Origin of the sequence: Nonomuraea longispora (genome assembly GCF_004348345.1) — a bacterium.
Taxonomy (GTDB): Bacteria; Actinomycetota; Actinomycetes; order Streptosporangiales; family Streptosporangiaceae; genus Nonomuraea; species Nonomuraea longispora.
On the sequence record NZ_SMJZ01000059.1, the window covers coordinates 18531 to 43915 of the forward strand.

Below are 25385 nucleotides of genomic sequence, written 5' to 3' on the forward strand. Positions count from 1 at the left end.
CATGACCGTCATCGCCAAGCTCACCACCGTCGAGCTCAAGCTGCTGGCCCGCGAGCCCGGCTCGATCTTCACAGTGCTCATCCCGCTGTTCATCCTCTTCGTCTTCGGCAGCTCGATCCCACCCGGCGACACGGTGTTCCTGCCGATCACGCTGGTGATCGCCGTCGGGCTGGTCGGCCTGTACCAGCTGCCGACCACGTTGGCCACCTACCGCGAACGCGGCATCCTGCGCCGGCTGTCCACCACCCCGGTACGCCCGGGGAGCATGCTGGCGGTGCAGCTCATCCTGCAGTTCGTGCTGGCGCTGACCGCCTGCGCGCTGCTGACCGCGGTCGCGGGCACCGTCCTGGGCGCGCACGTGCCCTCCCAGGCGCTCCGGGTCGCCGCGGTGTTCCTCCTCGGCACGGCCGCGATGTTCGCCGTCGGGCTGCTGATCGCGGCGTTGGCGGCGAACGGGCGCACCGCCAACGGGGTGGGCGTGCTGCTGTACTTCCCGCTGGCCTACCTCGCCGGGCTCACGCAGCCGGCGGACCAGATGCCGGATATCCTGGCACGCATCGGCGCGTTCACCCCCATGGGCGCGTTCCGGCAGGCCCTTCATGACGTCTGGGCGGGGCTGACGCCGGACCTGCTGTTGCTGGGCGTCATGGCCGCGTACGCGGTGATCGTCGGTCTTGCCGCGGCCAGGTTCTTCCGCTGGGAGTGAGCGATGACGACAGAGGACGTCTCCCGTCTGGATCAGTGGGAGCGGCTGCTGCAACGGCTGCTCACCACCGTCCCGTACGTCCTGCTGGCCGTCTCCATGGCGCTGTCGTTGCTGACCGACGACCGGCCGGGAACGTACCATCTCGTCACGCTCGGCCTCTCCGTGCTCGCCGCGGCGTGGGTCTGGCTCATGCCCAGGCGCCATCCGGTCGTCTATGTAACGGGCCTGGTGATCCTCATCGCGATGCTCTGCTCGCGTGGATTGTGGTTCGGCAGTTTCTTCGCCTTCACCGGCTACCTCCACTCCTGGCACCTGCTGAAGGGGAAATGGAAGTTCGCCGGGGTGGCGGCCACGGCGGTCATCTCGATCACGGCCTTCAGCGGAGGGCTGCCCGAGCCCACCCTGCCCGCGATCGCCACCCACGTGGTGTTCACCGCCGCGATCGTGGCGGGCGTCAGCCTGTTCAGCTTCGTCGGCGAGGTCACGGCCGAGCGCAGCGCCGAACGCGAACGTATGGTGACGCGGCTGGAGGAGGCGATGCGGGAGAACGCCGGCCTGCACGCCCAGCTCCTTCTGCAGGCCCGCGAGGCCGGCGTGCTCGACGAGCGCCAGCGCATGGCCAGGGAGATCCACGACACGCTCGCCCAGGGGCTGGCCGGCATCATCACGCAACTGCAGGCGGCCGTGCAGACCGAGGCCGACGCGCGGGCGTGGCGCCGGCACCTCGACCACGCGATGGGGCTGGCCCGAGAGAGCCTGACCGAGGCCCGCAGGTCCGTGCACGCCGTCCAGCCGGGCCCTCTGGCCTGCGCCCCGCTGCCGGCGGCGCTCGCGGAGATCGCCGCCCGGTGGTCGGAGCTGAACGCCGTGCGCGTGGAGGTGTCCACGACCGGCACGGCACGTCCGGTGAACCCGGAGGTCGAGGCGACGCTGCTCCGTGTCGCCCAGGAGGCGCTGGCCAACATCGCCAAGCACGCCGGGGCGACGCGGGCCTGGCTCACACTGTCCTACATGGAGGACGTGGTCAGCCTGGACGTCCGCGACGACGGCGCCGGCTTCGACCAGGCGCGCGCGCTCGCCGGCGGCGGCTTCGGCCTGGCGTCGATGCGCGAGCGGGTGGTCTGCCTGGCGGGCGCCTTCGAGATCGAGTCCGAGCCCGGGGCCGGCACCGCCGTCTCCGCCGCCGTGCCCGCCATCACCGTGCCCGCCATCACCGTGCCCGCCATCACCGTGCCCGCCACCACCCCTGAGGAGTCCCGGAGTGCCTGAGGCCCCCGTCCGGCTGCTGATAGCCGACGACCACCCCATCGTCCGCGACGGCATCCGCGGCATGTTCGCCGGCGATCCCGGCTTCGAGGTGGTCGCCGAGGCCGGCGACGGCGCCCAGGCGGTCGACCTGGCGCGGGCGCTCGATCCCGACGTGATCCTCATGGACCTGCGCATGCCGAGGATGGACGGGATGACGGCCATCAGGGAGCTGGCCCGGCTGGGTCTCAAGGCGCGGGTGCTGGTGCTGACCACGTACGACACCGACAGCGACGTGCTGCCCGCGATCGAGGCGGGCGCGACCGGCTACCTGCTCAAGGACGCGCTTCGGGAGGAGCTGGCGCGCGCGGTCGCCGCGGCGGCGCGCGGCGAGGCGGCGCTCTCCCCGTCGGTGGCCACCCGCCTGCTCGGCCAGGTCCGCGCCCCCGCCGACCCGCTGAGCGGGCGGGAGCTGGAGATCCTCGACCTGATCGCGCAGGGCACCACCAACCGGGAGGCGGCGGCCCGCCTGTTCATCAGTGAGGCCACGGTCAAGACGCACCTGCTGCACGTCTACGCCAAGCTCGGCGTCACCGACCGGGCGTCGGCGGTGGCCGCCGCCTTCCAGCGGGGCATCCTGCCCCGCAGGTGACGGCCTCGGTCCGGGGTTCGGGCGGGTCCTGGAGATGATGGGTCGCTGCACGCACTGGTGATGAATGACATCGCCCGCCGCACCACCGCGGGGCAGCCGCCGGTACCGACATGCGCGACATCAGGAGCCGGCGGCGCCGGCCCGGGCCTGCGTGAGAGCGCCGGGGCCGGGTAGCCGGCATGTCCGGCAGGGTGGGCCGGCGTGAGCGCCGCGGATCGGGCGAGGTATGGGTGCCCGGCGGGCACTGATGGTGGCTACTGCCGGAGGGGTTCGGCGAACAGCTGCGCGACGAGCTCACCGCGGCTGGAGGTCCCCGCCTTGCCGAAGACGGCCTTGAGGTGACCGCGAACGGTATGGGGAGAGATGAACAGGGCCGTGGCGATCTCGGCGGTGGACAGGCCCCGTGCCACGAGCTGAGCGATCTCGAACTCCCGTGGCGTCAGCCCGTATGCCTGGGCGACGATGACCGCCAGGTCGGAGGGGGGCGCGGGCTCGATGACGAGGGCTGTCGGACCCGGCCGTCCGCCGGGACCGCTCAGGCATGAGGCGCGGCAGGTCAGCCACTGCTTGTCGAGAGTCCGGATGCGTATCCTGGCGCTGCCTCGGTCGTGGCCTTGGGCGACGGCCCGCGCCTGCAGTGTCGTGCCCATCAGCCAGATGGGCAGCCTCAGCCCGAGCGCTGTGGGTATGGACGGCCCGTCCGGTAGGAGCGCGAGATAGCGCCGGGCCTCCTCGTTGATCGACGTGGCCTCGCCTTGCTCGTCGAACAGCAGCAGGCCGGGCGCGGAGGCGCCGGGCTCGCCGTCCGATCGGGACGGACGGGCGAACCGGCGCAGCCGGTCGGCGAGTGGTCCGGACAGATCGGCGAGCAAGGCGATCTGGTGCGTGCCGAACGCGGGACCACCCCACATGCGGAACAGGCTCACCGCGCCCCACGGCCGGTCGCTGATCCGCAGCACGGCCCGCAGTTCGTCGTACACGCCCTGGTCGCCGAGCAGGCGGCGGAAGCGTGCGCTGCGCGCGGGCAGGTCGCCGGTGGCCGCGCGCAGACCGGCCACGGGGACTGCTGCGCGGGCGAGGTCACGGAACGGCAGAACGTTCTCCTCCAGGAGTTCGCTCTCCCAGTAGGCGGCGCATCCTTCGCCGGAGCCGAGGTTCTCCACCAGCATGGGTGCGGTGACCAGGCCTGTTTCCGGGTCGGTGGCCGTCCATACCGCGGCGTCGAACGGCATGTGCCTGCGCAGACTGGCAGAGGCACGGCTGAAGAGTTCCAGCGCGCTGGTGGCCCGCTCGGCAGCCGAAAGGATCTCGGCGTGGCGGGGCGGCTGGGTCATCGAGCTTCCTTCAGGCGGTGGGCCACCTTGCGAGGGTTGAACAAGGGTCAGCTTGCCTGTTCTCCCCTCCTTCGCCAAGCCCTCATTTGAGGGGGTCGTCTTTTGCCGATCCCCCGCAGGCGGGGGATGGAGCGGGATCATGGCGTCCGCGAGAGTCGGATGGACCTTCTGGACGAGCAGGGAGAAACGTAGTGCATATCGCGATCATCGGGGCCGGCGCTGCCGCGGTCGGCCTGCTGGACGCGCTGGCCGTCAGCGGGACGGGGATGGGGGAGATCACCGTGTTCGATCCGTCCCCGCACCTGTGGCGTGGACGGCCGTACGGGCCGGATCTGGACAGTGTTCTGGTCAACGCCCCGCCCGCCATCATGTCTATCCGCCATCTGGACTTCGAGCACTACGCCTCCTGGCTGGGGCCGGAGCGTGCCGCTGTCCACCGGGACGACTTGCTGGGACAGCCGCTGGTGCCGCGCGCCCTCTACGGGGCGTACCTGGCCGACACCGCCGAGGCCGCCCTGGCCGCGCTGCGCGAGCGCGGGTGGCGGACGCGGGTCGTCGCCGCCCGGGTCGTCGCGGTGGCCCGTTCCGGCGGGGGCCTCCGGCTGGCGCTTCGCACCGAGGACGGGCACGACCATCCGGCCGACCGGGTGGCTTTGTGCGTGGGCGGGGGGACGCCGCAGGACCATTACGGCCTGGGCGGCGTCCCAGGGTTCGTGGGCGATCCTTATCCGCTGGCGAACTCGCTCGGCCACGTCCCGGCCGCGGCCGACGTCGCGGTGATCGGCAGCGGGCTGACCGCCGTGGACGTGGCGGTGTCGCTCGCCGCGCGCGGCCACGCCGGGCGGATCACGCTGGTGTCGCGGAGCGGCATGCTGCCCCACGTCTGGCAGCGTCCCCTCGGCCACCGGCCCGTGCACCTGACCGCCGAGCGGGTGGAGGCGTCGTGCCGCGAGCACGGCGGCCTCACCCTCGACGACCTCGCCGGGCTGCTTCGCGCCGAACTGGCCGAGACGGGCGAGGACTTCGCGGACTTCACGGCCGAGTTGCTTGCGGCGGGGTCGGAGGAGCCCGTGCGGCGGTTGCGGCGGCAACTGGCCGTCGTCGGCGACCCGCGGATCGGGCGGCGGGTGCTGCAGGAAACCGCCCACACGGTCGGCCCGTACGCCTGGCGGCTGCTGCCCGAGCCCGACCGTGAACGGCTGCGCAGGCACTTCCGTCTGGCCACCAGCGTGGCCTCGCCCATGGTGCCGGTGAACGCCGCAGCTCTGCTGCGGCTGTTCGAGTCCGGGCAGCTCACCATGGTGGCAGGCGCACGCAAGATCGAGGCTGTGAAGGGAGGGTTCCAGGTTCGGGGCGACGGTGACAACCTGGACGCCGACGTCGTCGTCAACGCCGTGAACCCGCCGCCCCAGGCGGTGCCCCGCGCGACGGAGCCGCTGATCACGTCCCTGCTCACCGATGGGCTGGCCACCCTGCATCTGTCGGGAGGGCTGGTCCCCGCCGACCCGCGCCTGCACGTGGTGGGCGACCTGGCCGGCGGCGGTCCGTTCATCACCTCGAGCATCCCCGGAGTCGCCGCAGCGGGGGCCCGTACCGTCCGCGTGCTGCCGGCCGCACATACCGGCTGACCAGCCGCCGGCCTGGAGGAGCGTCGTCCCCTGGTCGGCGGCTGGTGCAGGCGCCGGCCACGGTGCCGCTGGTGCTGGGGCGGTGCGGGGCGTGGTGGCGGGCGCGGTGTTGTGCCGGGCGCAGTGCGCTGGATGGGTTCGGGGCGACGATCACGTTCGTGGGCGACTCCCGGCACCACCCGCATCATGCCGCCGGCTGCCCGGCAGGCCGAGCGGCCTTGCGCTGGAGGCGATCGTGCATCGCTATGGACCGGCGGTGAGGGTGGTGCGAACAGGTCGCCACCATCGTGGAGGAGATGTTGCCGCTCGACGCCGAGCGCCGTCCGCGCGGGACCGCTGATCCGCGTCGGCCGGGCAGCGGTCGCTGCTGCGCCTCGTATCCCGGTGGCAGATGATCGGGGCGAATGTTGTGGGATACCTCCATGACTGAAGCGTGCCGTTCTGGTGTGAGATCGACCCCATGAAGGATGAAGGGAAGCAGCGCAGGTTCCCCACGGGCGACCTGGCGAGAGTGGCCGTGTTCGCCGCGCTGATCGCCGTACTCGGGTTGCCGGGTTCGTTCAACGTCTTCGGCAACGCGACCCCGATCACCCTGCAGACCGCGGGCGTGATGCTGGCGGGCGCGATCCTCGGCTCGTGGCGGGGTGCGCTGGCCGTCGCCGTACTGCTGGTGCTGGTCGCGGCGGGCCTGCCGCTGCTGGCGGGCGGGCGCGGCGGGCTGGGCGCGTTCACCGCGCCGTCGGCCGGATTCCTGCTGGGCTGGCTGCCCGGCGCGGCGGTGACCGGATGGCTGGTGGAGCGGGCCGGCCGCTCGCCCCGCCTGGCGCACCTGCTGGTGGCGAGCCTGGTGGGCGGCATCGCAGTGGTCTACCTGGTCGGGATTCCCGTGCAGGCGATGGTCACCGGAGTGTCGCTGAGCTCGGCGGCGCTGCTGACGCTCGCGTTCCTGCCCGGCGACCTGACCAAGGCGGTCGTGACGGCCTTCGTCGCCAAGGGCGTGCAGCGCTCCTACCCGGACGCGGTGCCGGCTGTGCACCGCGAGCGGCTGCGCACCGGGGAGCGTTGACCCCGCGATGCCGGTAGCAGATCACGTGCTGCGGCACGCCGCCGAACGTCCCGCGCGGCCGGCGGTGTGCGGCCATGACGCCGAATTGTCCTACGCCGAGCTCGGCACCGACATCCAGGGCGCCGCCCGGCACCTGCGCGGCCGGGGGATCGGCCCCGGCTCGCTGGTCGCGATCGGGCTGGCCGGCCCGGCCGCGCTGCTGACCGCCGTGCTCGCCGCCGACCTGGCCGGCGCCACACCGCTGGTGGGCGACCCCGCCTGGGGGCGCGAGCGGTGGGCCCGCGTCACCGGCGCGCTCACACCGGACCTCCTGGTCACCGAGCCGCTCCCGTACGCGCCCGGCCGCGCCCTGACCCCCGACCCGGACCCCGCCGACCTGGCGTGGGCTTGTTTCAGCTCCGGCAGCACGGGGCGGCCCCGCGCCGTGGTACGCCGCCGTGCGTCGTGGACGGACTCGTTCGCGCCCTTCAGCGAGCTGGCCGGGATCGGCGCCGGCGACGCGGTCCTGGTGCCTGGACCGCTGACCTCCAGCCTGTACGCCTTCGCCGCGGTGCACGCGCTGGCCGTCGGCGCGTGCGCCGTCGTGCCCGGCCGGCTCCCCACCACGACACCGGCCGGGATGAGGGCCACCGTCGTGCACCTGGTGCCGCACCTGCTCGACGAGGTCCTGCGCCGTCCGGGGTCGCTGCGCACGGCCGTGGTCGGCGGCGCCGCTCTCCCTCCCGGCGCGCGCGCGTCCGCGGCCGAGGCCGGGGTGAACGTGGTGGCGTACTACGGCGCGACCGAGTTGTCGTTCGTGGCGGCCGACGCCGACGGGGGCGGGCTGCGCCCGTTCCCCGGCGTGGAGATCGAGGTCAGGGCCGAGCCGGGGGCCGGGCTCGGCGAGGTGTGGGCGCGCTCGCCGTGGCTGGCCGACGGCTATCTGGGTGACGTGCCGGGCCCGCTGCGTCGCGACGCCGGCGGCTGGGCCAGTGTGGGGGACATGGCGCGGCCCTACCGGGAGGGCGAGGTGCTGCGGCTGCGCGGCCGGGGTGACGGCGCGATCCAGACCGGCGGCGCGACCGTCGTGGCCGAGGACGTCGAAGAGGTGCTCAGGACGGTGCCGGGCGTGGGCGACGTCGTGGTGGTCGGCTCGCCGCATCCGTCGCTGGGTTCGGTGGTCACGGCGATCCTCGAGGCGGAGGGCGCCTCGCCCCCGTCGCGGGCGGCGCTGGAGTCGATGGCCAGGGGCGGGCTGGACGCCGCGCAGCGGCCGCGCCGCTGGTACGCGGTGCCGAGCCTGCCGCGCACGCAGTCGGGCAAACCCGCCCGCGCCCTGGTGGCGGCCCGGCTTGCCGGCGGCGACCCCGACATCCGGCGGCTGGCCTGATGGCCGTCGTCGTGGCGGCCCGGCGCACGCCCATCGGCACGGCCGGGCACGCGTACAAGGAGCTGACCGTCGACCGGCTGGCCGCCCCGGTGATCGCCGCAGTGGCCGGCGATGTGGAGGGGCGGCCGGTGGACGACGTGGTGCTGGGCAACTGCATGGGTCCCGGCGGCAACGTGGCCCGGTTGTCGGCGCTGGCCGCCGGGCTCGGCCACGAGGTGCCGGGCGTGACGGTCGACCGGCAGTGCGGGAGTGGCCTGGCGGCGATCCTGCTGGCCGCCCAGGCGGTGCGCTCGGGTGACATGGACCTGGTGATCGCCGGAGGGGCCGAGAGCGCGTCGACCGCGCCGCTGCGCACCCGCAGGGGTGAGGCGCAGCCGTACGCCAGGGCGCCCTTCACCCCCGGCGGGCATCCCGATCCGGATATGGGGCCGGCCGCGGAGGCGCTGGCTGCCTCGTGCGGCGTCAGCAGGGAGCGCCAGGACGCCTACGCCTGCCGCAGTCACGCGGCGGCGCTGGCCGCCCGCGCGGCGGGACGGTTCTCGGAGGAGATCGTGCCGGTCGGCGGTCGCGACGGCGATCAGCGGCCACGGCCGATGCGGGCGTCGTCGCTGGCCCGGCTGCCGGCGGCGTTCACCGCCGGCGGTACAGTGACGGCCGGTAACGCGTCCCCGGTGAGCGATGGCGCGGCGGCTGTGGCGATCGTTCCCGACCGCGCGGGCCTGCCGGGGCTGCGGCTGGTGGCCGGGTCCGTCGTCGGGTGCGATCCCGGGTTGCCCGGGTGGGGCCCGGTGCCGGCCGTGCGGCGGGTGCTCGCGCGTGCGGGGGTCGAGGTGGAACGGGTGGCGGCGGTGGAGATCGTGGAGGCGTTCTCGGCGCAGGTGCTGGCTGTCACCGACGCGCTCGGGCTCGATCCGCTCGGCGCCGACGGTGAGCGGGTGTGCCCCGACGGCGGTGCGCTGGCGCTGGGCCATCCGTGGGGCGCCACCGGAGCGGTCGTGGTGACCCGGCTGTTCGCCCGGCTGGTCCGCGCCGGCGCTCCGCCGGGCACGCTCGGCCTGGCGACGGCCGCGGTCGGCGGCGGCCTGGGCGTGGCCGCGCTGTTCGAGGTGGTGAGGTGATCGAGTTCGCGGACGTGCACGTCCGGCTGGGCGGCCGTGACGTGCTGCGCGGCGTCACCGCGCGCCTTCCCGAGCGGCGGGTCGGCGTGGTGGGCGCCAACGGCTCGGGCAAGAGCACGCTGGCCCGGCTGATCAACGGCCTTGCTCTGCCCACCTCGGGTGGCGTCACCGTGCTCGGCCTGGACACCCGCCGGCACGCCGCGAAGATCCGGCGCGGGGTCGGGTTCCTGTTCACCGATCCGGACGCGCAGATCGTGATGCCGACCGTGGCCGAGGACGTCGCCTTCTCCCTGCGCCGCAAGGGCCTGGAGCGTGAGGAGGTGGCGAGGCGCGTGCACGAGGCGCTGGCCGCGTACGGGCTGGACGGGCACGCCGACCACCCGGCGCACCATCTGTCGGGCGGCCAGAAGCAGTTGCTGGCGCTGTGCTCGGTGATGGTGCTCCAGCCCGACATCCTGGTGATGGACGAGCCGACCACGCTGCTGGACCTGCGCCATTCCCGTCAGGTCGCCGAGGTGCTGCGCGGGCTGCCGCAGCAGGTGGTGGCGGTCAGCCACGACCTGCCGCTGCTGGCGGACTTCGACCGGGTGCTCGTGCTCGACGAGGGCAGGATCGTGGCCGACGGCGGCCCGGACGAGGCCATCGGCCACTACAGGAAGATGATGCGGTGAACGACCTGAGCGGCGCCTACGTGCCGGGTTCGTCGCCGTTGCACCGCCTGCCCGCCGGGGCGAAGCTGGCCGGGCTGGCCGTGGCCTGCACGGTGCTGGTGCTGCTGCCCTCGCCGGCGGCGCTGGGGGGCGCAGCCGTGGTCGTGGCGGGCCTCTACGCGGTGTCGCGGGTGAGTCCGGCGGCGGCGTGGGCGCAGGTGCGGCCGGTGCGTTATTTCGTGGTGGCGCTGTTCGGGCTGCAGTGGGTGTTCGTCGGCCTGGAGGGGGCGGCGGTCACGTCGCTGCGGGTGCTGCTGGCGGTCGCGCTGGCGGGGGTGGTCACGCTGACCACCCGCACGTCGGCGATGATGGCGGCGCTGGAACGATGTCTGAGGCCGGTGAGGCTGGTCGGGCTCGACCCGTTCCGGCTGTCGTTGCTGCTGTCGCTGACCGTACGCAGTGTGCCCGTCATCGCGGCGCTGGCCGTACGCGTCCGGGAGGCTCAGCGGGCCCGAGGGGTCGAGCGCAGCCTGCGCGCTTTCGCGGTGCCGCTGGTGGTGAGTTCGCTGCGGCACGCCGACGCGCTGGGGGAGGCGCTGAGCGCGCGCGGGCTCGACGACTGACTGCCCCGGTATTGACTTATATAAGTGAATCCTGAAATATTGGGTGCTGTGCACGCCTTCGACGTCCTCGGCGATCCGGTGCGACGCCGGATCCTGGAGCTGCTCGCCGAGGGCGAGCGCAGCTCCGGCGAGGTGACCGCGGTCATCCAGCAGGAGTTCGGCATCTCCCAGCCGGCCGTCTCCCAGCACCTGCGGGTGCTGCGCGACAACGGGTTCGCCAACGTACGCGCCCAGGGCACCCGGCGGCTCTACGCCGTCGATCCCGGCCCGCTGCAGGAGGTCGACCTCTGGCTGGAACGATTTCGCGGCTTCTGGAACCAGCGGCTCGACGCTCTGGCCACCGAACTGGCACGGGGTAAACGCGAGCGCCGCATCAAAGACGACACGAAGGACGCCTGATGGATTTCATCGACGAGCTCAACCGCACCCATCGCCACCTGGTCAACGGCGAGCGCAAGACCGTCTCGCTGCGTCGCCACTATGACGCCGACGTGGCGGAGGTGTGGGAGGCCTGCACCGACGCCGAGCGGCTGAGCCGCTGGTTCCTGCCGGTCACCGGGGACCTGCGGCCGGGGGGCACGTACCAGCTGAAGGGCAACGCCGGCGGTGAGATCCTGCGCTGCGAGCCGCCGCGCCTGCTGAAGGTCACCTGGCTGTTCGGCCCCGACCCCGGCTTCTCCGAGGTCGAGGTGCGCCTGTCGGCCGAGGACGGCGGCACCCTGTTCGAGCTGGAGCACACCGCCGAGATGCCGGCCGAGATGTGGTCGCAGTTCGGGCCCGGCGCGACCGGTGTGGGCTGGGACCTGGCGCTGCTGGGCCTGGGCCTGCATCTGTCGGGCGGCGAGCAGGTGGAGGAGGCGACCTTCCACCTGACTCCCGAGGGCCGCGGCTTCATCACCGGCAGCAGCCGGGCGTGGGGGGAGGCGTTCAAGGCGGGGGGCGCCACGGACGGCGAGGCGGAGGCCGCCGTGGCCGCCACCACCGCCTTCTACGCTCCCGAGGAGGAGTCCCCCGCCTGACCGTGGCGTATCCAGATGACGCTGCGCGTCCTTGAGGCCGAGGAACGTGCGGACAGCCGTTGGCGGCACCCGCGAGTAACTTAGCTGGATGCGTGGACGGGGTCGTCCTGTACACGCCGTCACCCTCGCAAGCCCAGTCGTGACCAGCTGCACGTGCACGATGGTCGATGTGCCGTAGAAGCTTCGTCGCCCCGGTCAGTGGTCGGTGATGAGGGCGTCCAAGGCGGCGGCTTTGTCGGCTTCGGTGGGGAGAGCGTAGCGGCGGGTGGTGTCCAGTGAGCCGTGGCCGAGGAGTTCGGCGACCAGAATGGGGTCTTTGCCGTCGCGGAGGAGCTGGGTGGCGAAGGTGTGGCGCAGGACGTGCGGGCTGAAGGGTTCGGTGGGGTCGTCACCCAGTCCGACGGCGTCGCCCAGGCCGGTGATGATGTCGCGGGCGGCGCGGTCGCTCAGGCGGCCGCCGCGGTGGTTGAGGAACAGCGCGGCGTGGGTGCCGGCCCCCTTCCGGTCGGCGCGGGCCTCCAGCCAGTCGGTCAGGGCCTGACGCAGGTCGGGGTGGACGGGCAGCAGGCGGATCTTGCCGCCGTCGCGGCCCTTGCCGCGGATGCGTAGTTCGCCCTTGCGGGCCGGCAGGCGCACGTCGGCCAGGTCGAGGCCGACGACTTCGGAGATGCGCAGGCCGGCGTAGTAGGGCAGCAGGGCGATGGCCTTGTCGCGCGGCGGCGCGGTGAGCTGGACGTGGCGTATGTAGCGGCGCGCGCGCCGGGCGTCCAGGGCGCGGGGTGCGGTGCGGCGCACGTCACGTTCGCGACGCGCCTGGGGCTTGCCGAGGCCGCGGCGGGCATAGAAGTCGTCGATGGCCGACAGGTAGGTGTCGATGGTGTTGGGGGCGCGGCGGCCGTTCTTCAGATGCCGGCGGAAGTCACGCACCGCGCCGGTGGCGGCGACAGGATCGGCGAGCGGGTCGCCATCGAGCGCGCCGGCGTCGGCCTGGTCGGTGAGCCAGGCCAGGTAACCGCGCAGCCGCGAGTGGTATTTGGTCTTGCTCGTCTCGGCCAGGGGCGAGCGATTCAGCGCGGCGGCGTACTCGGCGAGGATCGCCGAGTACGGGCCGGGCAGCACGATGGCTCGTGACCGGCTCGTGTTTCCGGAAGTCACCTCGCCAGTGTACTTCCGGAACCACGCAATTCCGGAAGTTGTGAGGTAAGATGGGGACACTGAGGGCTTTTCGAGCGTTGACATTCAGGTCGGCGTCGTCCACGGTGAACCACCACCGGCACCCTTCGCAAGGAGGGGGCCTGGACAGGTCAGGCGACCATGACGCCGACGCTCCTTTCTCAACACACACCCCTCAGCCCTGTCGCATGGGCGATTCCGCGGGTCGATTTCGCGCTCCGGCTCGCTCTCTACCCGGCACCGGATCGCCGGGCCGTGGTGGACGGGGCCTGGTGGCCCTGCTCCCGCAACGCCGCCGCCGAACTGCCTCCTCTCATCGCCGCCGTCGACCAGCGGCTGGGCCGGACCATCCTGCGGATAGGGGTGTACCGGGACGCCTGGCAGCACATCCCGCGCCGCATCCCGGCCCGTGGCCGGCAGGTCCGCGTCGGCTGGTTCCGCCACTCCGATCCACGCGTGATCACTCTCGTCTTCGCCACCGGCGAGCCGATCGCCTTGCTGCTCATCCCGCCCGACACCGCCGCCGGAACTGCCGAGGCCGCGCTCAAGCTCACCGCCCAGGACACCACCGGCCTGGCCACCGACGACATCCTCATCCTGGCGAGCCTGCCACCCGATCCCGCGATCCATGCCACCTCCCGCGCGGGGACCACCGACAGCCCGGCCCGCTGGGAGAACGAGGGCGGATCGGTCATCGCGCAGAAGGCGAGCACTTCAGACACCCCAGCGTCAGCACCGGCGTGAGGTCACCCACGTGCCGCCTGCCGGCCGGATCGAGCGGATTCAGGTACCCCTATCCAGCGGTGGACCGCTCTCCTGTCGGCAGGCATCTCTCCGGACCCCCGATTCGCCGCCTCTCCGAACAGGAGACTTCCATGACCGTCATCGACACCGCCCCGCCGCTCGGCGGTCCGAGCGCCGCGGCGCCCACCCTGATCCACCTGTCCGGAGACATCGACATCTTCACCACCGAGCAGCTGCGCCAGCGGCTGCTCAACGCGCTCGGCTACAGCACCACCCTGCTCGTGCTGGACCTGTCCAAGGTCACCTTCTGTGGCGCCGGCGGGCTGGGCGTGCTGCTCGGCGTGCAGGGACGCGCCCGGGTCCGGGGCATCACACTGGCCTTGACCGGGCTCACCCCGTTGATGACCCGGCTGCTGCAGGTCTCCGGCCTGGAACGCCGATTCCCGATCATGGCGTGACCGGCCATGCCCAACGCAGCTCTCACTGATGTGGGCGATGACGGCAGCTCGTCGCTCCCCGACCCACCACGCCCGCCCGGACTGGCCGCTTACACCCACTCGCCGCCACCACGCGCAGGCAGCCGTCGCCTGGGCGAGGCGCATGAAGGCGGTTCGCCGCTGGGGCACGCGCCGACCCCGGCCGCGCGGGGGCGCCGGGCGACGGTGGTGTTCCGGCGCGGCCCGGGGCTGCGCCGGCTGCACCTGCACGAGACCTGGCTGACGGCTCCGCCCGGCTGAACCCGCGCAGGCAGCGGGCCGCGACACGAGCGGCGGGTCACAGCGGGGCACGGGTCACAGCGGGGCACGGGTCACAGCGCGGGTACGGGTCACAGCGCGGGCAGCAGCGAGAACGCCCGCCCGGCCGCGCGAACCGCCTCGGCCTCGACCTCTCCGAGCGGCCGTCCCCCGGCCAGCTGCTCCCAGGTGCGCCGGGCCAGCACCCGCTGCGTGGCCAGCACCTGCCCCGCGAGCAGTCCCGCGGTCAGGTCGTCGGTCGTCTCGGCCAGAGCCTCGGCGAGCGCCCGCTCTTCGAGCGCCATGTGCTGCAACAGCCGCGCCGCCAGGGTCGGCGTGAAGAACACCATCCGGTGGTAGGCCACCACCTCGGGGTCGTCGTTCAACCCGGTGACGGGGTCGTGCCGGGCGAGCCCGTCGAGGAAGTGGCGGCGCAGCGCCTGCACCGCCCCTTCGCCCTCCGCGCGCCGCCGCACCACGCGCGCCGCCTCCCCCCGGTGGTCGGCGATGCGGTGGAGGGCGAGGTCCTCCTTCGTCGGGAAGTACTTGAACAACGTCGGCTTCGACACACCGGCCGCCGCCGCGATCTCCGTCACGGGCACCTCGTCGAAGCCGCGCTCCAGGAAGAGCGCGATGGCCGCCGTCGAGATGGCATCGTGCACCCGCTGCCGCTGGAGCTCTCGCAGTCCCGTCATGGGCACACCCTACCAAAGTGTTAACCTGGTCAATCTCTTAACCAAGTTAACACTTTGGGAGGTGCGATGGGCACGCTCGACGACGAGAGACGGTACGTCGAAGAGTGCAGGGCCGGACTGCGCAGGATGGTGCGAGGCGCGCGCGACAACGTGATCGTCGGCGAGGCCGTGGCTGGCGACAGCTACAGCGCGGAACAGCTGGGGCGCCACCTCAAGAGCCTGGCCAAGGAGCTCGGCGAGGAGCCCGAAGGGCCGCCGTTCTTCGGCCGGCTCGACTTCGGGCCGGGTTCGGCCGAGCACCGCGGCCGCGCGTACCACATCGGCCGGCGCCACATCACCGGCGAGCTCGGCGGCCCGCCCCTCGTGATCGACTGGCGCGCGCCCGTCTCGAGGGCCTTCTACCGGGCCGGCGCCCGCGACCCCCAGGGCGTCGCGGTGCGTCGCCGCTTCGGCTGGTCGGGCACCACCCTGACGAGCTTCGAGGACGAGCGGCTCGAACAGGGCGAGGAGGGCGAGAGCAGGATCCTCGCCGCCGAGATCGAACGCCCCCGCGTGGGCCCCATGCGCGACATCGTCGCCACCATCCAGCCCGAGCAGGACGACCTCGTACGCGCCGAGCTGGACACCTCGGTCTGCGTCCAGGGCGGCCCCGGCACCGGCAAGACCGCGGTCGGGCTGCACCGGGCCGCCTTCCTGCTGTACGCCCACCGCCGGCGCCTCGAACGCTCGGGTGTGCTGGTGCTCGGCCCGAACCGGGCCTTCCTCGGCTACATCTCCGCTGTCCTGCCCGCGCTCGGCGAGGTGGACGTCGAGCAGACCACGCTGGAGCGGCTGCTCGGCGCCGTGCCCGTCACCGCGACCGACAGCGACGAGGCCGCCGCCGTCAAGCATGACGCCCGGATGGCGAAGGTCCTGCGCAAGCTCCTGTACGGGCGGATCAGCAAGCCGGTCGAGCCGGTCGTCGTGCCCGACGGCTCCTACCGGTGGCGGGTGTACGAGGACGAACTGCGCCGGTTCGTGGACGACACCCGGCGCGAGGCGCTCCCGTACGCCGTCGGGCGGGAACGCGTACGCGCGAGGGTGGTCGAGTCAATCCGGCGGCAGGCCGAGACCCGCGGCCAGACGCCGAACGCGCCCTGGCTGCGCAAGATCGGCCGCGGCGTCACCTCGTCGCTCGACGTGCTCTGGCCCGCCGCCAGGCCCGTGGAGGTCCTGTACGAGCTGCTGCGCGGCCCAGAATCAGGCCCCGATCCGGCCGCGGGCGTGCTGTCCGACGCCGAGCGCGCCGCCATCACCTGGGACAGGCCGCCCCGCAGCGTCAGGAGCGCCACGTGGTCGGCCGCCGACCTGGTGTTGCTCGACGAGCTCGCCGGGCTCATCGAGCGCCCGCGCGGCTACGGGCACGTCATCGTGGACGAGGCCCAGGACCTGTCGCCCATGGAGTGCCGGGCGGTGGCCAGGCGCAGCGAGCACGGCTCGCTCACCGTGCTCGGCGACCTCGCCCAGGGCACCACCCCGTGGGCCGCCACCTCGTGGCGGGAGCGCATGGAGCTGCTCGGCAAGCCGGACGCCCGGGTCATCGCCCTGACCACCGGCTTCAGGGTGCCCGCGGCGGTGGTCGACCTGGCCAACACGCTGCTGGCGGCGCTCGACGTGGAGGTGCCGGCGACGCGCTCGTACCGCGCCGACGGCCGGCTGCGGGTGACCCAGGTGGCGAAGCCGGCCAAGGGCGTGGTGACGGCGGTCCGCGAGGCGCTGGCGTTCGAGGGCTCGATCGGGGTGATCGCGGCCGACGCGGACGTGGAGGAGCTCGCGTCGGCGCTGCGGGACGAGGGCGTCGACGCGGGCGAGCGGCTGACGGTGCTGGCCGCCGCCATGGCCAAGGGGCTGGAGTACGACCACGTGATCGTGGCCGAGCCCGCCGCCATCGCCGAGGCGGAGCGGCGCGGGCTGAACCGCCTGTACGTCGCCCTCACCCGGGCCGTCTCCCGGCTCGACGTCGTGCACGCGCGTCCGCTGCCTCCCCAGCTCACCCGCCCCCGCTGAGGCCGCAAGGACGCTGATCCGGCTCACCGGCTCGACAGGGCCGCCGTATCGGGGTGTGATGGTCGGCCCGGTCATCACGCACAACTTCGACGTCCTGTCCGCGCGGGCTGGGCTGCCGGAGGTGTTCGTGCGCCGCTACGACCAGAAGATCCCGCCGGTGCCGCTGCTGTACGAGGCCAAGGCGCTGCTGGTGATCGGGCTACACGCCGACCGGCGCGCGGTCCAGGCCCGCGCCCGTGAGAAGGCCTGCCGTTGACGAAGCTGTCACCAGGTACACGCGATTGCGTTGTCCGTGCTCATAGCCGCCTGAACCTGGAGAGGGCAAACTGTGCGAGACCAACGCGCCGCTCGGTCGCGGCGGCGTCGGGGTCCCGGCAGCAATGGAGCAGAATCCAACGAACCCGCCTCTGGCCTGCAGTGACGTGGTGTTCCGCGCCGAGGTAGATGGACTTCGTCGTGGTCGTCGGTGCTGACGGCTGATCCGTGGGTCAGCGAGGTCAGAGCCCTTTGTGGAAGGCGGCGTACTCGGCGCGGGCCTGTTCGGCAGCGTCGGGGTGGCGCTGGGACTTCTCGTGTTCTGCGAGGGCGCTAGATGCTGGCGAGGGAGGGGTTGTGAAGACCGGCAGGGCGATTCATTGTGCTCTTCGCTCAGGAAGTCGCGAGCAACAGGGCCATGGTCGTTCCGGTGACCACGGCCAGCACCACGGGCGCCACGGCGTGGGAGCGGTGGCGCCGGTGCGCGAAGTCGCGGGCACGGAGATGGAATCCCGCTGCGCCGATCAACAGCAGCGTGAGACCGGCCGTGGCCGCGACGGCGAGCGGCTTGAACCAGAGGCCGGCCGCGAGCCCGAGCGCGCCGGCGATCTCCAGGGTGCCGATCGAGCGGGTCATCGTCGAGCCGACGCCGAGCCTGAGCAGGTTGGCCGTCACGGGATCCCGTAACAGGACCTTCTGGGCGCCGGCGAGCAGGAAGACGAGAGCGACCAGAGCGCTCAGGGTGCTGGCGGCAAACGACATGGTGCGACCTTTCACAGCAAAGAGAACGAACATTCTTTTTCTAAGAGTAAGGTGGCAAAGTTGTCAAGTACGAATGTTCGTTCTACGTTGTGATCCCATGGCACGCATGCCCAAGGAGCACCTCGAAGCCCGCCGCCGCCAGATCCTGGACGCCGCCCGGCGCTGTTTCATCCGCAACGGCTTCCATGCCACGTCCATGCAGGACGTACTGACCGAGGCCGAGTTGTCGGCCGGGGCCGTCTACCGCTATTTCAAGAGCAAGGACGACATCATCGCGGCGACCGCCGCCGAGGCTCTGGCCGAGGTCGCGTCGGCGTTCGAGGCGAAGGACGACGCGCGACCGCCGGATCTGGACAACATCGTCGATCTCGTGCTGGGGGTCGAGCGCCCGCCGCTGTCCGGATCGCAGGAGTCGGCCCAACTGCTGGTCCAGGTCTGGTCGGAGGCTCTGCGATCGCCGTCGCTGAGCACCAAACTGAAGGAGGTCATGGCGGAGGCCCGCGGCGTGGTCGGCGGCCTTGTGGCGCGGCATCAACAGCGCGGACTGCTTCCCGCCGACGTCCCGGCCGAGCATGTGGCCGATGTCCTGATGGCTCTGGTCGACGGGTTCCTGGTACGCCGCGCGGTATACGGCCACGCGGATTCGGTGACCTTCAGGAGCGGCATGCGAGCCCTGATGTCGGCGCCCACGCGAGCCGCCCGATAGAGAAGGGACATTCGCTCTTGACGACGATCGTAGGATCATGCTCTTCTAAAAAGAACGATCATTCGTTCTAAGAGGTGGGTTTGTGACTACGAAAGCGGACGTTCTCATCGTCGGAGCGGGGCCGACCGGCCTGGTGCTGGCCATCGACCTGGCACGGCGGGGAGTGATCCCACGGATCATCGACGCCGGGAGCGCGGACCACCGGGAAAGCCGGGCGGTGTCGATCGTGGCGAGATCGCTGGAAATGCTGGACGATCTCGGGCTGGCCCAAGCCGCCATCGAACGAGGCGTCCCGCTGCACACGCTGAACTTCTACCAGGGCACGACGGCCCTGGCCGAGATGGACGTGACGGCTGTGGACTCCCCGTTCCCGCTGGACCTGTGCATCCCGCAGTGGCAGACGGTCGCGCTGCTACGCGAGCGCGCCGAGGAACTCGGAGTCACCATCGAATGGGGCACCCGCCTGGTCGGGCAGCAGGCCGGCGAGCACAGCGTCAGCGTGGAACTCGGCCACGAGGACGGCCGCGGCGAACGGTGCGAAACCGGGTGGCTGATCGGCGCCGACGGCGCCCACAGCGCCGTGCGTGAGACGGCGGGCATCACCCGGGAGAGAGCCGACCTGAAGCGGGGGTTCATCCTGGGCGACGTCGCCGTGGACTGGCCGCTCACGCGGGACCGTTTCCATGTCTACTTCGGCAAGTCCGGCCTCGTGGCGGTCTTCCCCATGATCGGGGGCTACTGGCGCATCCTGGCCAGCACCCCGGACGACCGGCCGCCGCAGAGCCCAGGGCTGGACGACTTCGCCGCCCACGTCGCCGAACGCACGCCTTTGGACGCTGGCGTACGCGATCTGCAGTGGAGTTCGTCGTTCGTGGCCCGCGAGAGCCTGGCCGACCGGCTTCGCCAGAACCGGATCCTCCTGGCCGGCGACGCCGCGCACAGCCACAGCCCGGTGGGCGGCCAGGGCATGAACACCGGCATGCAGGACGCCTACAACCTGGGCTGGAAACTCGCGCTCGTCGTCACCGGGCGCGCCGAGGAGCCCCTCCTGGACAGCTACGAGGCCGAACGCTGGCCCGTGGTCAAGGCCGTGGTCGAGGCGACCTCGGCCACGACGAAGGCCGCCACCGGCAGCACACTGGTCGCCCGCAGAGCCAGGCGGCACGCGCTGCGCCTGTTCGGCCGGCTCAATCCCGTACAGCAGCGGCTGTCGAACGCCTTCGGCGAACACCTCGTCCACTATCGCGACAGTGACCTCGTCTTCGAACGCTGGCACGGATCACAGGCCAGAGCGTGGAGCGACGTGGCCTGCACCGGACCGGAAGCCGGCGAACTGGTGCGGGACGTCTACGTGGAGAACCGTGAGGGGCCGGTGGCGCTCCGTCACATACTCCGGACGCCGGGCCACCACCTCGTCCTGTTCGCGGCGGACACGACGGACTCCGCCACCCTGGCCGCCTGGCATGCCTCCGCACACGAAGCGATGGCCGGGCACGGCGAGGTCCATGTCATCACCCGCGGCCACCTGCCGCACGACTCCCTGGACGGAGTCTTCGCCGACCTGCGCAGCGAGGCGCACAACCGCTACGGCGTGCGCCGCCCCAGCCTGTACCTGATCCGCCCGGACAAGTACGTCGGCTTCCGCGGCGACAGCGTCGACTTCGCACCCGTGAGCGACTACTTCCGCGCCCTGGGCGCCCGCGCGTGACACCACCTGTCAAGAAGAGGAGCTGGACAACCCCGTGACACAAGAACCGACCGTCCCCAAAAGCCTGGCAGGAATCGGCGCGACCGCCTTGGGCGTGGCTCTCCTGCGCGCTCAAGAAAGCAGCCGACCGGACCGGCTGTTCGACGACCCCTACGCACGGCACTTCCTCCAGGCCGTCGATCCGGCGTTCACCCCTTGGGCCGCCGGGGCCTCTCCGGCGACCGCACGTTTCCTGCAGGTCATGGCCGAGCAGGTCGCCGTCCGCACCCAGTTCCTCGATCGCGCGCTACTGGAAGCCGCCGAAGGAGGATGCGAGCAGGTGGTCCTGCTGGCGTGCGGCATGGATGCCCGCGCGTTCAGACTCGCCTGGCCGCCCGGCACCAAGGTCTTCGAGCTGGACTTCGCCGACGTGCTCGCATTCAAGGCAGCCGTACTCGACGGCCGCGGCGCGACCGCCGCGTGCCACCGCGTCGAGGTCGCCACCGACCTGCGCCAAGACTGGCCGCGCGCGCTGACGGAGTCCGGCTTCAACCCGGGGCGGCCGGCCGCCTGGCTGGCCGAGGGCATCCTGTACGCACTTCCGCCCGAAGCCGCCGACCTGCTCCTCGACCGGATCACCGCCCTCTCCGCCCCAGCAAGCATGCTCGCCCTGGACCACATGAAGGACTCCGAGCTGCTCCGCAGCGCCCGCGCGGACATCTCCGCCGAGCTCGTCGACCTGTGGCGCGGCGGCCCCACCGAGAACCTCAATGCCTGGCTTACCCGCCGCGGCTGGCAGCCCGCCGTGACGGACATCGCCGAGGCTGCGGCCGCCCGCAAACGCCCGATTCCACCCGCGTTCGATCCCTCCCGCGCCGCCGCCGGCCGCGGCTGGCTGGCCACGGCACACCTCCCGAAACCTCGCTAAGAGGCCCTCGACGTGCCAACCATCGAGACCGAGCTCGCCCTACCTCGCCGTTGGGCTGGACATGCGGCCCCTGCCGGCGCGGGCTTCCCGGCCTGACGAACTGTCCCGCGCCTAGGCTGGGCCGCCGTCCGGTCCGGGCCGCTTGGAAAATGCGGGCCGGCTCACTGCAGGTGTTCATCGCAGGGTGAGCGGGGTCTCGGATGCGATGCGGGTCAGCTTGTGGGGGTTGCGCACGTAGTAGAGGCCGGTGATGCGAGCGTCCTCGACCCGGACCGCAATGACGCCGTCGATCTCGCCGTCCAGGCGCAGGAGTAGTGCCGGGCTACCGTTGACCATGGTGGGCTCGCCGGCGAGCGCGACCCGGGCCTTGCCGAGTCCCTGGACGATCATGCGGGCCACCCTGCCGGCGCCGGTGATGGGCTGCGGCGCGGCCTGCTTGACGCCGCCGCCGTCGCTCATCAGGACGACGCGCGGGGCGAGCACGTCCAGCAGGCCCTGCAAGTCTCTGGTTTCCAGCGCGCGCTGGAACGACTCCAGCACCGCCCGGGTCTGCTCCGGGGAGACCACCTCGCGCGGGTGACGGGCCTCGACATGCCGACGGGCGCGGTGCGCGATCTGACGCACGGCCGCGGAGCTCTTGCCGACGGCGGCCGCGATCTCCTCGTGACTGATGCTGAAGGCCTCGCGCAGTACGAAGACGGCGCGTTCGGTGGGGGAGAGCGTCTCCAGTACGAGCATGAGCGCCATCGAGACGCTCTCGGCGAGCTCGACGTTCTCGGCCACGTCCGGCGCGGTGAGCAGCGGCTCAGGCAACCAGGAACCGACGTAGTCCTCCTTACGCCGCCGGATGGCGCGCAGCCGGTCGAGCGAGCGCCGGGTGGCGATCCGCACCAAGTAGGCGCGCGGGTCGGACACCTGCCCATGATCGACCTTGATCCACCGCAGCCAGGTTTCCTGCAGCGCGTCCTCGGCGTCGGCCGCCGAGCCGAGCATCTCGTAGGCGACGGTGAACAGCAGGTTGCGGTGGGCGATGAACGCCTCGGTCGCCGGGTCCGCCCGCCCGCCCCCAGCCGCCGGCTCGGTGGTGCCCGTCGTCGCGTGCGTGTGCTCGTTCATGCCTGGCTCCTGCCTGCTCCCGTGGCTCCTGCTCTATGCACAAGGCGCCGGCGCCCGCCGTGGTGTGACACCCGTGCCCGGTGACACACCTCACAGGACGGCGCTGTCACAAAGTCCGGGGCTGCGGCGCCGCATGGTCAGGACGCCGCGCGAACGACGTACGCGGCACACCGCTGTCGACCGATCACCTGTGGCCCCGCTGCGTGCGGACCCCCACACAGCCGCCACCGCAGAAGACAAGGAACGGAAAACCATCATGAGCAAGGTCTGGTTCGTCACCGGTTCATCTCGCGGCCTGGGCCGCAAGTTCGTCGAGGCCGCCCTGTCGCGCGGCGACAAGGTGGCCGCGACCGCCCGCAACGCCGCAAGCCTGGAGGAGCTGGTCGCCGGCTACGGTCAGGCGCTGCTTCCGCTGGAATTGGACGTGACCAGTGAGGCAGCCGTCTTCGACGGTGTCAAGCGGGCAGCCGAGCACTTCGGCCGTCTGGACGTCATCGTGAACAACGCCGGCTACGCCCAGGTCGGCGCGGTCGAGGAACTGACCGCACAGAACCTGCGCGACCAGCTCGAGACCAACCTGTTCGGCGCGCTGTGGGTGATCCAGGCCGCGCTGCCCTACCTGCGCGAGCAGGGCGCGGGACACATCATCCAGCTGTCTTCGGCGGCCGGGCTGATGGCGATGCCGCTCAGCGGCGCCTACAGCGCCTCCAAATGGGCCCTGGAAGCGCTGAACGAATCCCTCGCCCAGGAGGTCGCCGGCTTCGGCATCAAGGTGACCATCATCGAGCCCGGCGGCTTCGCCACCCGGGACGGCAAGAACCCCGACCCCCTCGCCAACGGCCACCTGGCCGAGCCCGACCCGGTCTACGACGGCCTTCGCCGCCGCATCGCCTCGTTCGCGGGCAAGCAGCCCGCCGGCGACCCCGCCGCCGCGGCCCAGGCACTGCTTGCCATCGTCGACTCAGCCGAGCCGCCCCTGCGCGTGCTCTTCGGCCAGGGCTTCTACCCGATGCTCCAGCAGGTCTACGCCGACCGGCTCAAGACCTGGGCCGACTGGCAGGACCTCTCCGCACAGGCGCACGGCACCCCCGAGCGACAGCCTCGGTGACCCCCGGGGACCGCCGCATCCGCTGACCACCAACCAGCACACCGACAGGAGCACCCATGAAACACCGCATCGTCGTCCTCGGCGCCGGCTATGCCGGGGCCTACACGGCCGGCAACCTGGTCCGCCGGCTGTCACCGAAAGACACCGAGATCACCGTGGTCAACGCCGTTCCGGACTTCGTGCAGCGCATGCGGCTGCCCCAGCTGGCCGCCGGCCAGGACATCGAGGCGCCGAAACTCGCCGACGTCTTCGCCGGCACCGGCATACGGCTGCGACTGGCCCGCGTCACCGCCATCGACCCCGAACACCAGCGCGTCACCCTGGACGACACAGCCGACACAGCCGACGCCGCCGACACCGATGGCGGCGGCGGCGAACTGGGCTACGACACCCTCGTCTATGCGCTCGGCAGCCACGTCGCCGACCACGGCGTCCCCGGCGTGAGCGAACACGCCTTCGACGTCACCGGCCGGCCCTCGGCACTGCGCCTGCGCGAACGCCTGGACACCCTGGACAGGCGGGGCGAAGGCGGGAACGTGCTGATCGTCGGCGATGGGCTGACCGGCATCGAAACCGCCACCGAGATCGCCGAATCCCGGCCCGGCCTGTCGGTGACGCTCATCGCCCGCGGCGAACTGGGCGCCCGGCTCAGCACCGGAGCCCGCGCCCACCTGCGCCAGGCCTGCGACCGGCTGGGCATCACCGTCCGAGAGCACACCAGCGTCGAAGCCGTGGAAAGCGGGCGGGTGCGGTGCGCCGACGGCACCACCCCGGCCTCTGATGCGACCGTGTGGACGGCCGGCTTCGCGGTCAAGGCCATCGCCGCCGCCGCCGGGCTGGAGGTCACCGACACCGGCCAGACCGTCGTCGACCGCACCATGCGCTCCGTCTCGCACCCGAACGTGTACGTCATCGGCGACAGCGCCTATGCCATCGGCGACAACGGCCGGCCGATGCCGATGTCCTGCGCGTCGGCCGGCTACACCAGCCGGCAGGCCATCGAGGCGATCGTGGGACGCCTGACCGGCCGCACGGTCGCCCACACCAAGCTGGTCTACAACTACAACCACATCAGCCTCGGACGGCGCGACGGGATCCTGCAACTGGTCGACCACGAAGGCCGGGCGAAACCGACGTACCAGGGCGGCCGCAAAGGCGCGCACCTCAAGGCCGGCATCCTCACGATGTCGCTGTGGGCCACCTCACACCCCACCTACGGCATCCCCAAACGCAGGCACCGCCTGACGCCGGACGCGATCGCCCACCGGCATCATGCACGACGACCTCCCTACGCTCCGGTCCCGTAGGTCCCGAAGGCGGGGGCGATCACGAGCCGCAGCGTGCCGACCAGCCCGGCGGCCGGCAGCGACTGCGTCAGCCGGGCGCTGCCGTGGAACTGCAGCTCCCGGCCTGGCCGCCGCTTCAGCACGGCGACCTGGGCGGGCACGTCGCCGGACAGGATCGTGGTCGGGTTCCAGCCGGCCTCGGTCAACGTGTGGGAGGCCCCGTACTTCGGCAGCCCGTCGCGGCGGCCGCGAACTCATCGGTCCGGCTGCCACCGTCCGTGGACGGCGGCCGACGGGTCACGTTCGGGCGGGCCTGCGGGCCACCAGCCGCCGTCGCGTTCGGTGAAGGGGTACCACCGGCCGTCGCGGCCGTAGCGCAGCTGCAGCCTGCCGAGCGTCCAGCGGTTGCGCCAGGACTCGACGGGCGGCGGAGCCTCGCCCTCCCAGCCCGCCTCCAGCCGGGCCCGCGCCCTGGCCAGGTCCTGGCGGGGCGGCGTCCAGGGGGTTTCGAGCACGTCCAGGCCGTCGGCGCCGCCGTACCTCCAGGCCTGTACGGCGGCCTCGATCCCGAGACCGAGGCCGTGCTCGGCGGCCAGCCGCACGCGGTCCTGGTATTCGGTGAGGCGGGGCAGCCGCCCGCTCAGCAGCAGCTCGCGCGCCCGGGAGGCGGCCGAGGCGGCCAGCACGCTGAGCGCGGCGACGTCGATGCCGGAGTCTCCGCCGGGGCCGGGCTCC

Annotated in this window: 27 protein-coding genes and 1 pseudogene; 21 read left to right on the forward strand and 7 right to left on the reverse strand. The window is 72.2% G+C overall.

Features of this window, described 5'->3' with window-relative positions:
- Window position 1: 1 nt before the first annotated feature.
- Genes E1267_RS17440 through E1267_RS17450 form a run of 3 tightly spaced genes read left to right on the forward strand, consistent with a single transcriptional unit; the run spans window position 2 to window position 2603 of the window.
- The gene (locus tag E1267_RS17440) at window positions 2–706 is read left to right on the forward strand and encodes an ABC transporter permease (RefSeq protein ID WP_181957815.1); all 705 of its coding nucleotides are present in this window, start codon (window positions 2–4) and stop codon (window positions 704–706) included.
- 3 nt (window positions 707–709) lie between these two features.
- Window positions 710–1975: a sensor histidine kinase gene (locus E1267_RS17445; protein WP_132333627.1), complete on the forward strand. Its 1266-nt coding sequence runs from the start codon at window positions 710–712 to the stop codon at window positions 1973–1975.
- On the forward strand, window positions 1968–2603 hold the full coding sequence (locus E1267_RS17450; RefSeq protein WP_132333628.1) for a response regulator transcription factor: 636 nt from the start codon (window positions 1968–1970) through the stop codon (window positions 2601–2603). The genes E1267_RS17445 and E1267_RS17450 overlap by 8 nt, the downstream gene beginning before the upstream one ends.
- Window positions 2604–2857: 254 nt before the next feature.
- Here E1267_RS17450 and E1267_RS17455 read toward each other — a convergent pair whose 3' ends face one another.
- Window positions 2858–3937 carry a response regulator transcription factor gene (locus E1267_RS17455; RefSeq protein ID WP_132333629.1) on the reverse strand — a complete coding sequence of 360 codons (1080 nt, stop codon included), beginning with the start codon at window positions 3935–3937 and terminating at the stop codon, window positions 2858–2860.
- Between the two features lie 191 nt (window positions 3938–4128).
- On the opposite strand from E1267_RS17455, the gene E1267_RS17460 reads away from it, so the two are divergent.
- The 8 genes from E1267_RS17460 to E1267_RS17495 all read left to right on the forward strand — a co-directional run bounded on the left by E1267_RS17460 (window position 4129) and on the right by E1267_RS17495 (window position 11410).
- The gene (locus E1267_RS17460; protein ID WP_132333630.1) at window positions 4129–5565 is read left to right on the forward strand and encodes an FAD/NAD(P)-binding protein; all 1437 of its coding nucleotides are present in this window, start codon (window positions 4129–4131) and stop codon (window positions 5563–5565) included.
- Window positions 5566–6025: 460 nt separating this feature from the next.
- Window positions 6026–6631 carry a biotin transporter BioY gene (locus E1267_RS17465; protein ID WP_132333631.1) on the forward strand — a complete coding sequence of 202 codons (606 nt, stop codon included), beginning with the start codon at window positions 6026–6028 and terminating at the stop codon, window positions 6629–6631.
- 7 nt (window positions 6632–6638) lie between these two features.
- Window positions 6639–8000 (forward strand): class I adenylate-forming enzyme family protein, encoded by a 1362-nt coding sequence (locus tag E1267_RS17470; protein ID WP_132333632.1) that lies wholly within the window; start codon window positions 6639–6641, stop codon window positions 7998–8000.
- Window positions 8000–9118 carry a thiolase family protein gene (locus E1267_RS17475; protein ID WP_132333633.1) on the forward strand — a complete coding sequence of 373 codons (1119 nt, stop codon included), beginning with the start codon at window positions 8000–8002 and terminating at the stop codon, window positions 9116–9118. Before E1267_RS17470 ends, E1267_RS17475 begins: the two co-directional genes overlap by 1 nt.
- Complete coding sequence (locus E1267_RS17480; RefSeq protein WP_132333634.1) at window positions 9115–9789, forward strand: energy-coupling factor ABC transporter ATP-binding protein; 675 nt, start codon at window positions 9115–9117, stop codon at window positions 9787–9789. Before E1267_RS17475 ends, E1267_RS17480 begins: the two co-directional genes overlap by 4 nt.
- Window positions 9786–10391 carry an energy-coupling factor transporter transmembrane component T family protein gene (locus tag E1267_RS17485; RefSeq protein WP_132333635.1) on the forward strand — a complete coding sequence of 202 codons (606 nt, stop codon included), beginning with the start codon at window positions 9786–9788 and terminating at the stop codon, window positions 10389–10391. Before E1267_RS17480 ends, E1267_RS17485 begins: the two co-directional genes overlap by 4 nt.
- Window positions 10392–10439: 48 nt before the next feature.
- A complete protein-coding gene (locus tag E1267_RS17490) occupies window positions 10440–10790 on the forward strand; it encodes an ArsR/SmtB family transcription factor (RefSeq protein ID WP_220449529.1) in 351 nt (116 codons plus the stop codon).
- Window positions 10790–11410, forward strand: coding sequence for an SRPBCC family protein (locus E1267_RS17495; protein ID WP_132333637.1), 621 nt, complete (start codon window positions 10790–10792; stop codon window positions 11408–11410). The genes E1267_RS17490 and E1267_RS17495 overlap by 1 nt, the downstream gene beginning before the upstream one ends.
- Before the next feature lie 195 nt (window positions 11411–11605).
- On the opposite strand, the gene E1267_RS17500 is transcribed toward E1267_RS17495, so the two are convergent.
- A complete protein-coding gene (locus E1267_RS17500) occupies window positions 11606–12565 on the reverse strand; it encodes a tyrosine-type recombinase/integrase (protein WP_246063981.1) in 960 nt (319 codons plus the stop codon).
- A gap of 159 nt (window positions 12566–12724) precedes the next feature.
- Here E1267_RS17500 and E1267_RS17505 point away from each other — a divergent pair, with 159 nt between their 5' ends.
- From E1267_RS17505 to E1267_RS17515, 3 genes are all read left to right on the forward strand, one after another.
- Complete coding sequence (locus E1267_RS17505) at window positions 12725–13327, forward strand: DUF5994 family protein (protein ID WP_281283649.1); 603 nt, start codon at window positions 12725–12727, stop codon at window positions 13325–13327.
- Between the two features lie 131 nt (window positions 13328–13458).
- Window positions 13459–13785 carry an STAS domain-containing protein gene (locus E1267_RS17510; protein WP_132333639.1) on the forward strand — a complete coding sequence of 109 codons (327 nt, stop codon included), beginning with the start codon at window positions 13459–13461 and terminating at the stop codon, window positions 13783–13785.
- A 6-nt stretch (window positions 13786–13791) separates the two neighbouring features.
- Window positions 13792–14064 (forward strand): hypothetical protein, encoded by a 273-nt coding sequence (locus E1267_RS17515; protein ID WP_132333640.1) that lies wholly within the window; start codon window positions 13792–13794, stop codon window positions 14062–14064.
- Window positions 14065–14153: 89 nt separating this feature from the next.
- On the opposite strand, the gene E1267_RS17520 is transcribed toward E1267_RS17515, so the two are convergent.
- A complete protein-coding gene (locus tag E1267_RS17520; RefSeq protein WP_132333641.1) occupies window positions 14154–14756 on the reverse strand; it encodes a TetR family transcriptional regulator in 603 nt (200 codons plus the stop codon).
- 66 nt (window positions 14757–14822) lie between these two features.
- Here E1267_RS17520 and E1267_RS17525 point away from each other — a divergent pair, with 66 nt between their 5' ends.
- Entirely contained in the window at window positions 14823–16802 is a 1980-nt protein-coding gene (locus tag E1267_RS17525) for a HelD family protein (protein ID WP_132333642.1), read from the forward strand.
- A gap of 58 nt (window positions 16803–16860) precedes the next feature.
- Window positions 16861–17058: a hypothetical protein gene (locus E1267_RS17530; RefSeq protein WP_220449530.1), complete on the forward strand. Its 198-nt coding sequence runs from the start codon at window positions 16861–16863 to the stop codon at window positions 17056–17058.
- Window positions 17059–17450: 392 nt separating this feature from the next.
- Here E1267_RS17530 and E1267_RS17535 read toward each other — a convergent pair whose 3' ends face one another.
- Window positions 17451–17819, reverse strand: a complete 369-nt coding sequence (locus E1267_RS17535; protein WP_132333643.1) for a DoxX family protein — start codon at window positions 17817–17819, stop codon at window positions 17451–17453.
- A 97-nt stretch (window positions 17820–17916) separates the two neighbouring features.
- Here E1267_RS17535 and E1267_RS17540 point away from each other — a divergent pair, with 97 nt between their 5' ends.
- The 3 genes from E1267_RS17540 to E1267_RS17550 all read left to right on the forward strand — a co-directional run bounded on the left by E1267_RS17540 (window position 17917) and on the right by E1267_RS17550 (window position 21140).
- Complete coding sequence (locus tag E1267_RS17540; protein WP_132333644.1) at window positions 17917–18525, forward strand: TetR/AcrR family transcriptional regulator; 609 nt, start codon at window positions 17917–17919, stop codon at window positions 18523–18525.
- Window positions 18526–18607: 82 nt separating this feature from the next.
- Entirely contained in the window at window positions 18608–20233 is a 1626-nt protein-coding gene (locus E1267_RS17545) for an FAD-dependent monooxygenase (protein ID WP_132333645.1), read from the forward strand.
- A gap of 34 nt (window positions 20234–20267) precedes the next feature.
- On the forward strand, window positions 20268–21140 hold the full coding sequence (locus tag E1267_RS17550; protein ID WP_220449531.1) for an SAM-dependent methyltransferase: 873 nt from the start codon (window positions 20268–20270) through the stop codon (window positions 21138–21140).
- Window positions 21141–21314: 174 nt separating this feature from the next.
- Here E1267_RS17550 and E1267_RS17555 read toward each other — a convergent pair whose 3' ends face one another.
- On the reverse strand, window positions 21315–22256 hold the full coding sequence (locus E1267_RS17555) for an RNA polymerase sigma-70 factor (protein ID WP_132333646.1): 942 nt from the start codon (window positions 22254–22256) through the stop codon (window positions 21315–21317).
- Between the two features lie 256 nt (window positions 22257–22512).
- Between E1267_RS17555 and E1267_RS17560 the strand changes: the two genes are divergently transcribed.
- Both E1267_RS17560 and E1267_RS17565 read left to right on the forward strand, forming a co-directional pair.
- Window positions 22513–23364 (forward strand): SDR family NAD(P)-dependent oxidoreductase, encoded by an 852-nt coding sequence (locus E1267_RS17560; protein ID WP_132333647.1) that lies wholly within the window; start codon window positions 22513–22515, stop codon window positions 23362–23364.
- 56 nt (window positions 23365–23420) lie between these two features.
- A complete protein-coding gene (locus E1267_RS17565; protein WP_132333648.1) occupies window positions 23421–24671 on the forward strand; it encodes an NAD(P)/FAD-dependent oxidoreductase in 1251 nt (416 codons plus the stop codon).
- On the opposite strand, the gene E1267_RS17570 is transcribed toward E1267_RS17565, so the two are convergent.
- Entirely contained in the window at window positions 24653–24856 is a 204-nt protein-coding gene (locus E1267_RS17570) for a dihydrofolate reductase family protein (RefSeq protein ID WP_342774838.1), read from the reverse strand. The two genes, E1267_RS17565 and E1267_RS17570, sit on opposite strands and share 19 nt — an antisense overlap.
- A gap of 48 nt (window positions 24857–24904) precedes the next feature.
- Window positions 24905–25385: pseudogene (locus E1267_RS44375) on the reverse strand (hypothetical protein); the annotation flags it as partial.

Excerpts from the sequence above, each read along its gene's own strand:
- E1267_RS17560 (WP_132333647.1), top strand. The coding sequence starts at position 22,513 with ATGAGCAAGGTCTGGTTCGTCACCGGTTCATCTCGCGGCCTGGGCCGC.
- E1267_RS17440 (WP_181957815.1), top strand. The coding sequence starts at position 2 with ATGACCGTCATCGCCAAGCTCACCACCGTCGAGCTCAAGCTGCTGGCC.
- E1267_RS17565 (WP_132333648.1), top strand. The coding sequence starts at position 23,421 with ATGAAACACCGCATCGTCGTCCTCGGCGCCGGCTATGCCGGGGCCTAC.
- E1267_RS17555 (WP_132333646.1), bottom strand. The coding sequence starts at position 22,256 with ATGAACGAGCACACGCACGCGACGACGGGCACCACCGAGCCGGCGGCT.
- E1267_RS17525 (WP_132333642.1), top strand. The coding sequence starts at position 14,823 with ATGGGCACGCTCGACGACGAGAGACGGTACGTCGAAGAGTGCAGGGCC.
- E1267_RS17465 (WP_132333631.1), top strand. The coding sequence starts at position 6,026 with ATGAAGGATGAAGGGAAGCAGCGCAGGTTCCCCACGGGCGACCTGGCG.
- E1267_RS17535 (WP_132333643.1), bottom strand. The coding sequence starts at position 17,819 with ATGTCGTTTGCCGCCAGCACCCTGAGCGCTCTGGTCGCTCTCGTCTTC.
- E1267_RS17505 (WP_281283649.1), top strand. The coding sequence starts at position 12,725 with ATGACGCCGACGCTCCTTTCTCAACACACACCCCTCAGCCCTGTCGCA.
- E1267_RS17475 (WP_132333633.1), top strand. The coding sequence starts at position 8,000 with ATGGCCGTCGTCGTGGCGGCCCGGCGCACGCCCATCGGCACGGCCGGG.
- E1267_RS17520 (WP_132333641.1), bottom strand. The coding sequence starts at position 14,756 with ATGACGGGACTGCGAGAGCTCCAGCGGCAGCGGGTGCACGATGCCATC.
- E1267_RS17530 (WP_220449530.1), top strand. The coding sequence starts at position 16,861 with ATGGTCGGCCCGGTCATCACGCACAACTTCGACGTCCTGTCCGCGCGG.
- E1267_RS17470 (WP_132333632.1), top strand. The coding sequence starts at position 6,639 with ATGCCGGTAGCAGATCACGTGCTGCGGCACGCCGCCGAACGTCCCGCG.
- E1267_RS17540 (WP_132333644.1), top strand. The coding sequence starts at position 17,917 with ATGGCACGCATGCCCAAGGAGCACCTCGAAGCCCGCCGCCGCCAGATC.
- E1267_RS17495 (WP_132333637.1), top strand. The coding sequence starts at position 10,790 with ATGGATTTCATCGACGAGCTCAACCGCACCCATCGCCACCTGGTCAAC.
- E1267_RS17445 (WP_132333627.1), top strand. The coding sequence starts at position 710 with ATGACGACAGAGGACGTCTCCCGTCTGGATCAGTGGGAGCGGCTGCTG.
- E1267_RS17515 (WP_132333640.1), top strand. The coding sequence starts at position 13,792 with ATGCCCAACGCAGCTCTCACTGATGTGGGCGATGACGGCAGCTCGTCG.
- E1267_RS17455 (WP_132333629.1), bottom strand. The coding sequence starts at position 3,937 with ATGACCCAGCCGCCCCGCCACGCCGAGATCCTTTCGGCTGCCGAGCGG.
- E1267_RS17510 (WP_132333639.1), top strand. The coding sequence starts at position 13,459 with ATGACCGTCATCGACACCGCCCCGCCGCTCGGCGGTCCGAGCGCCGCG.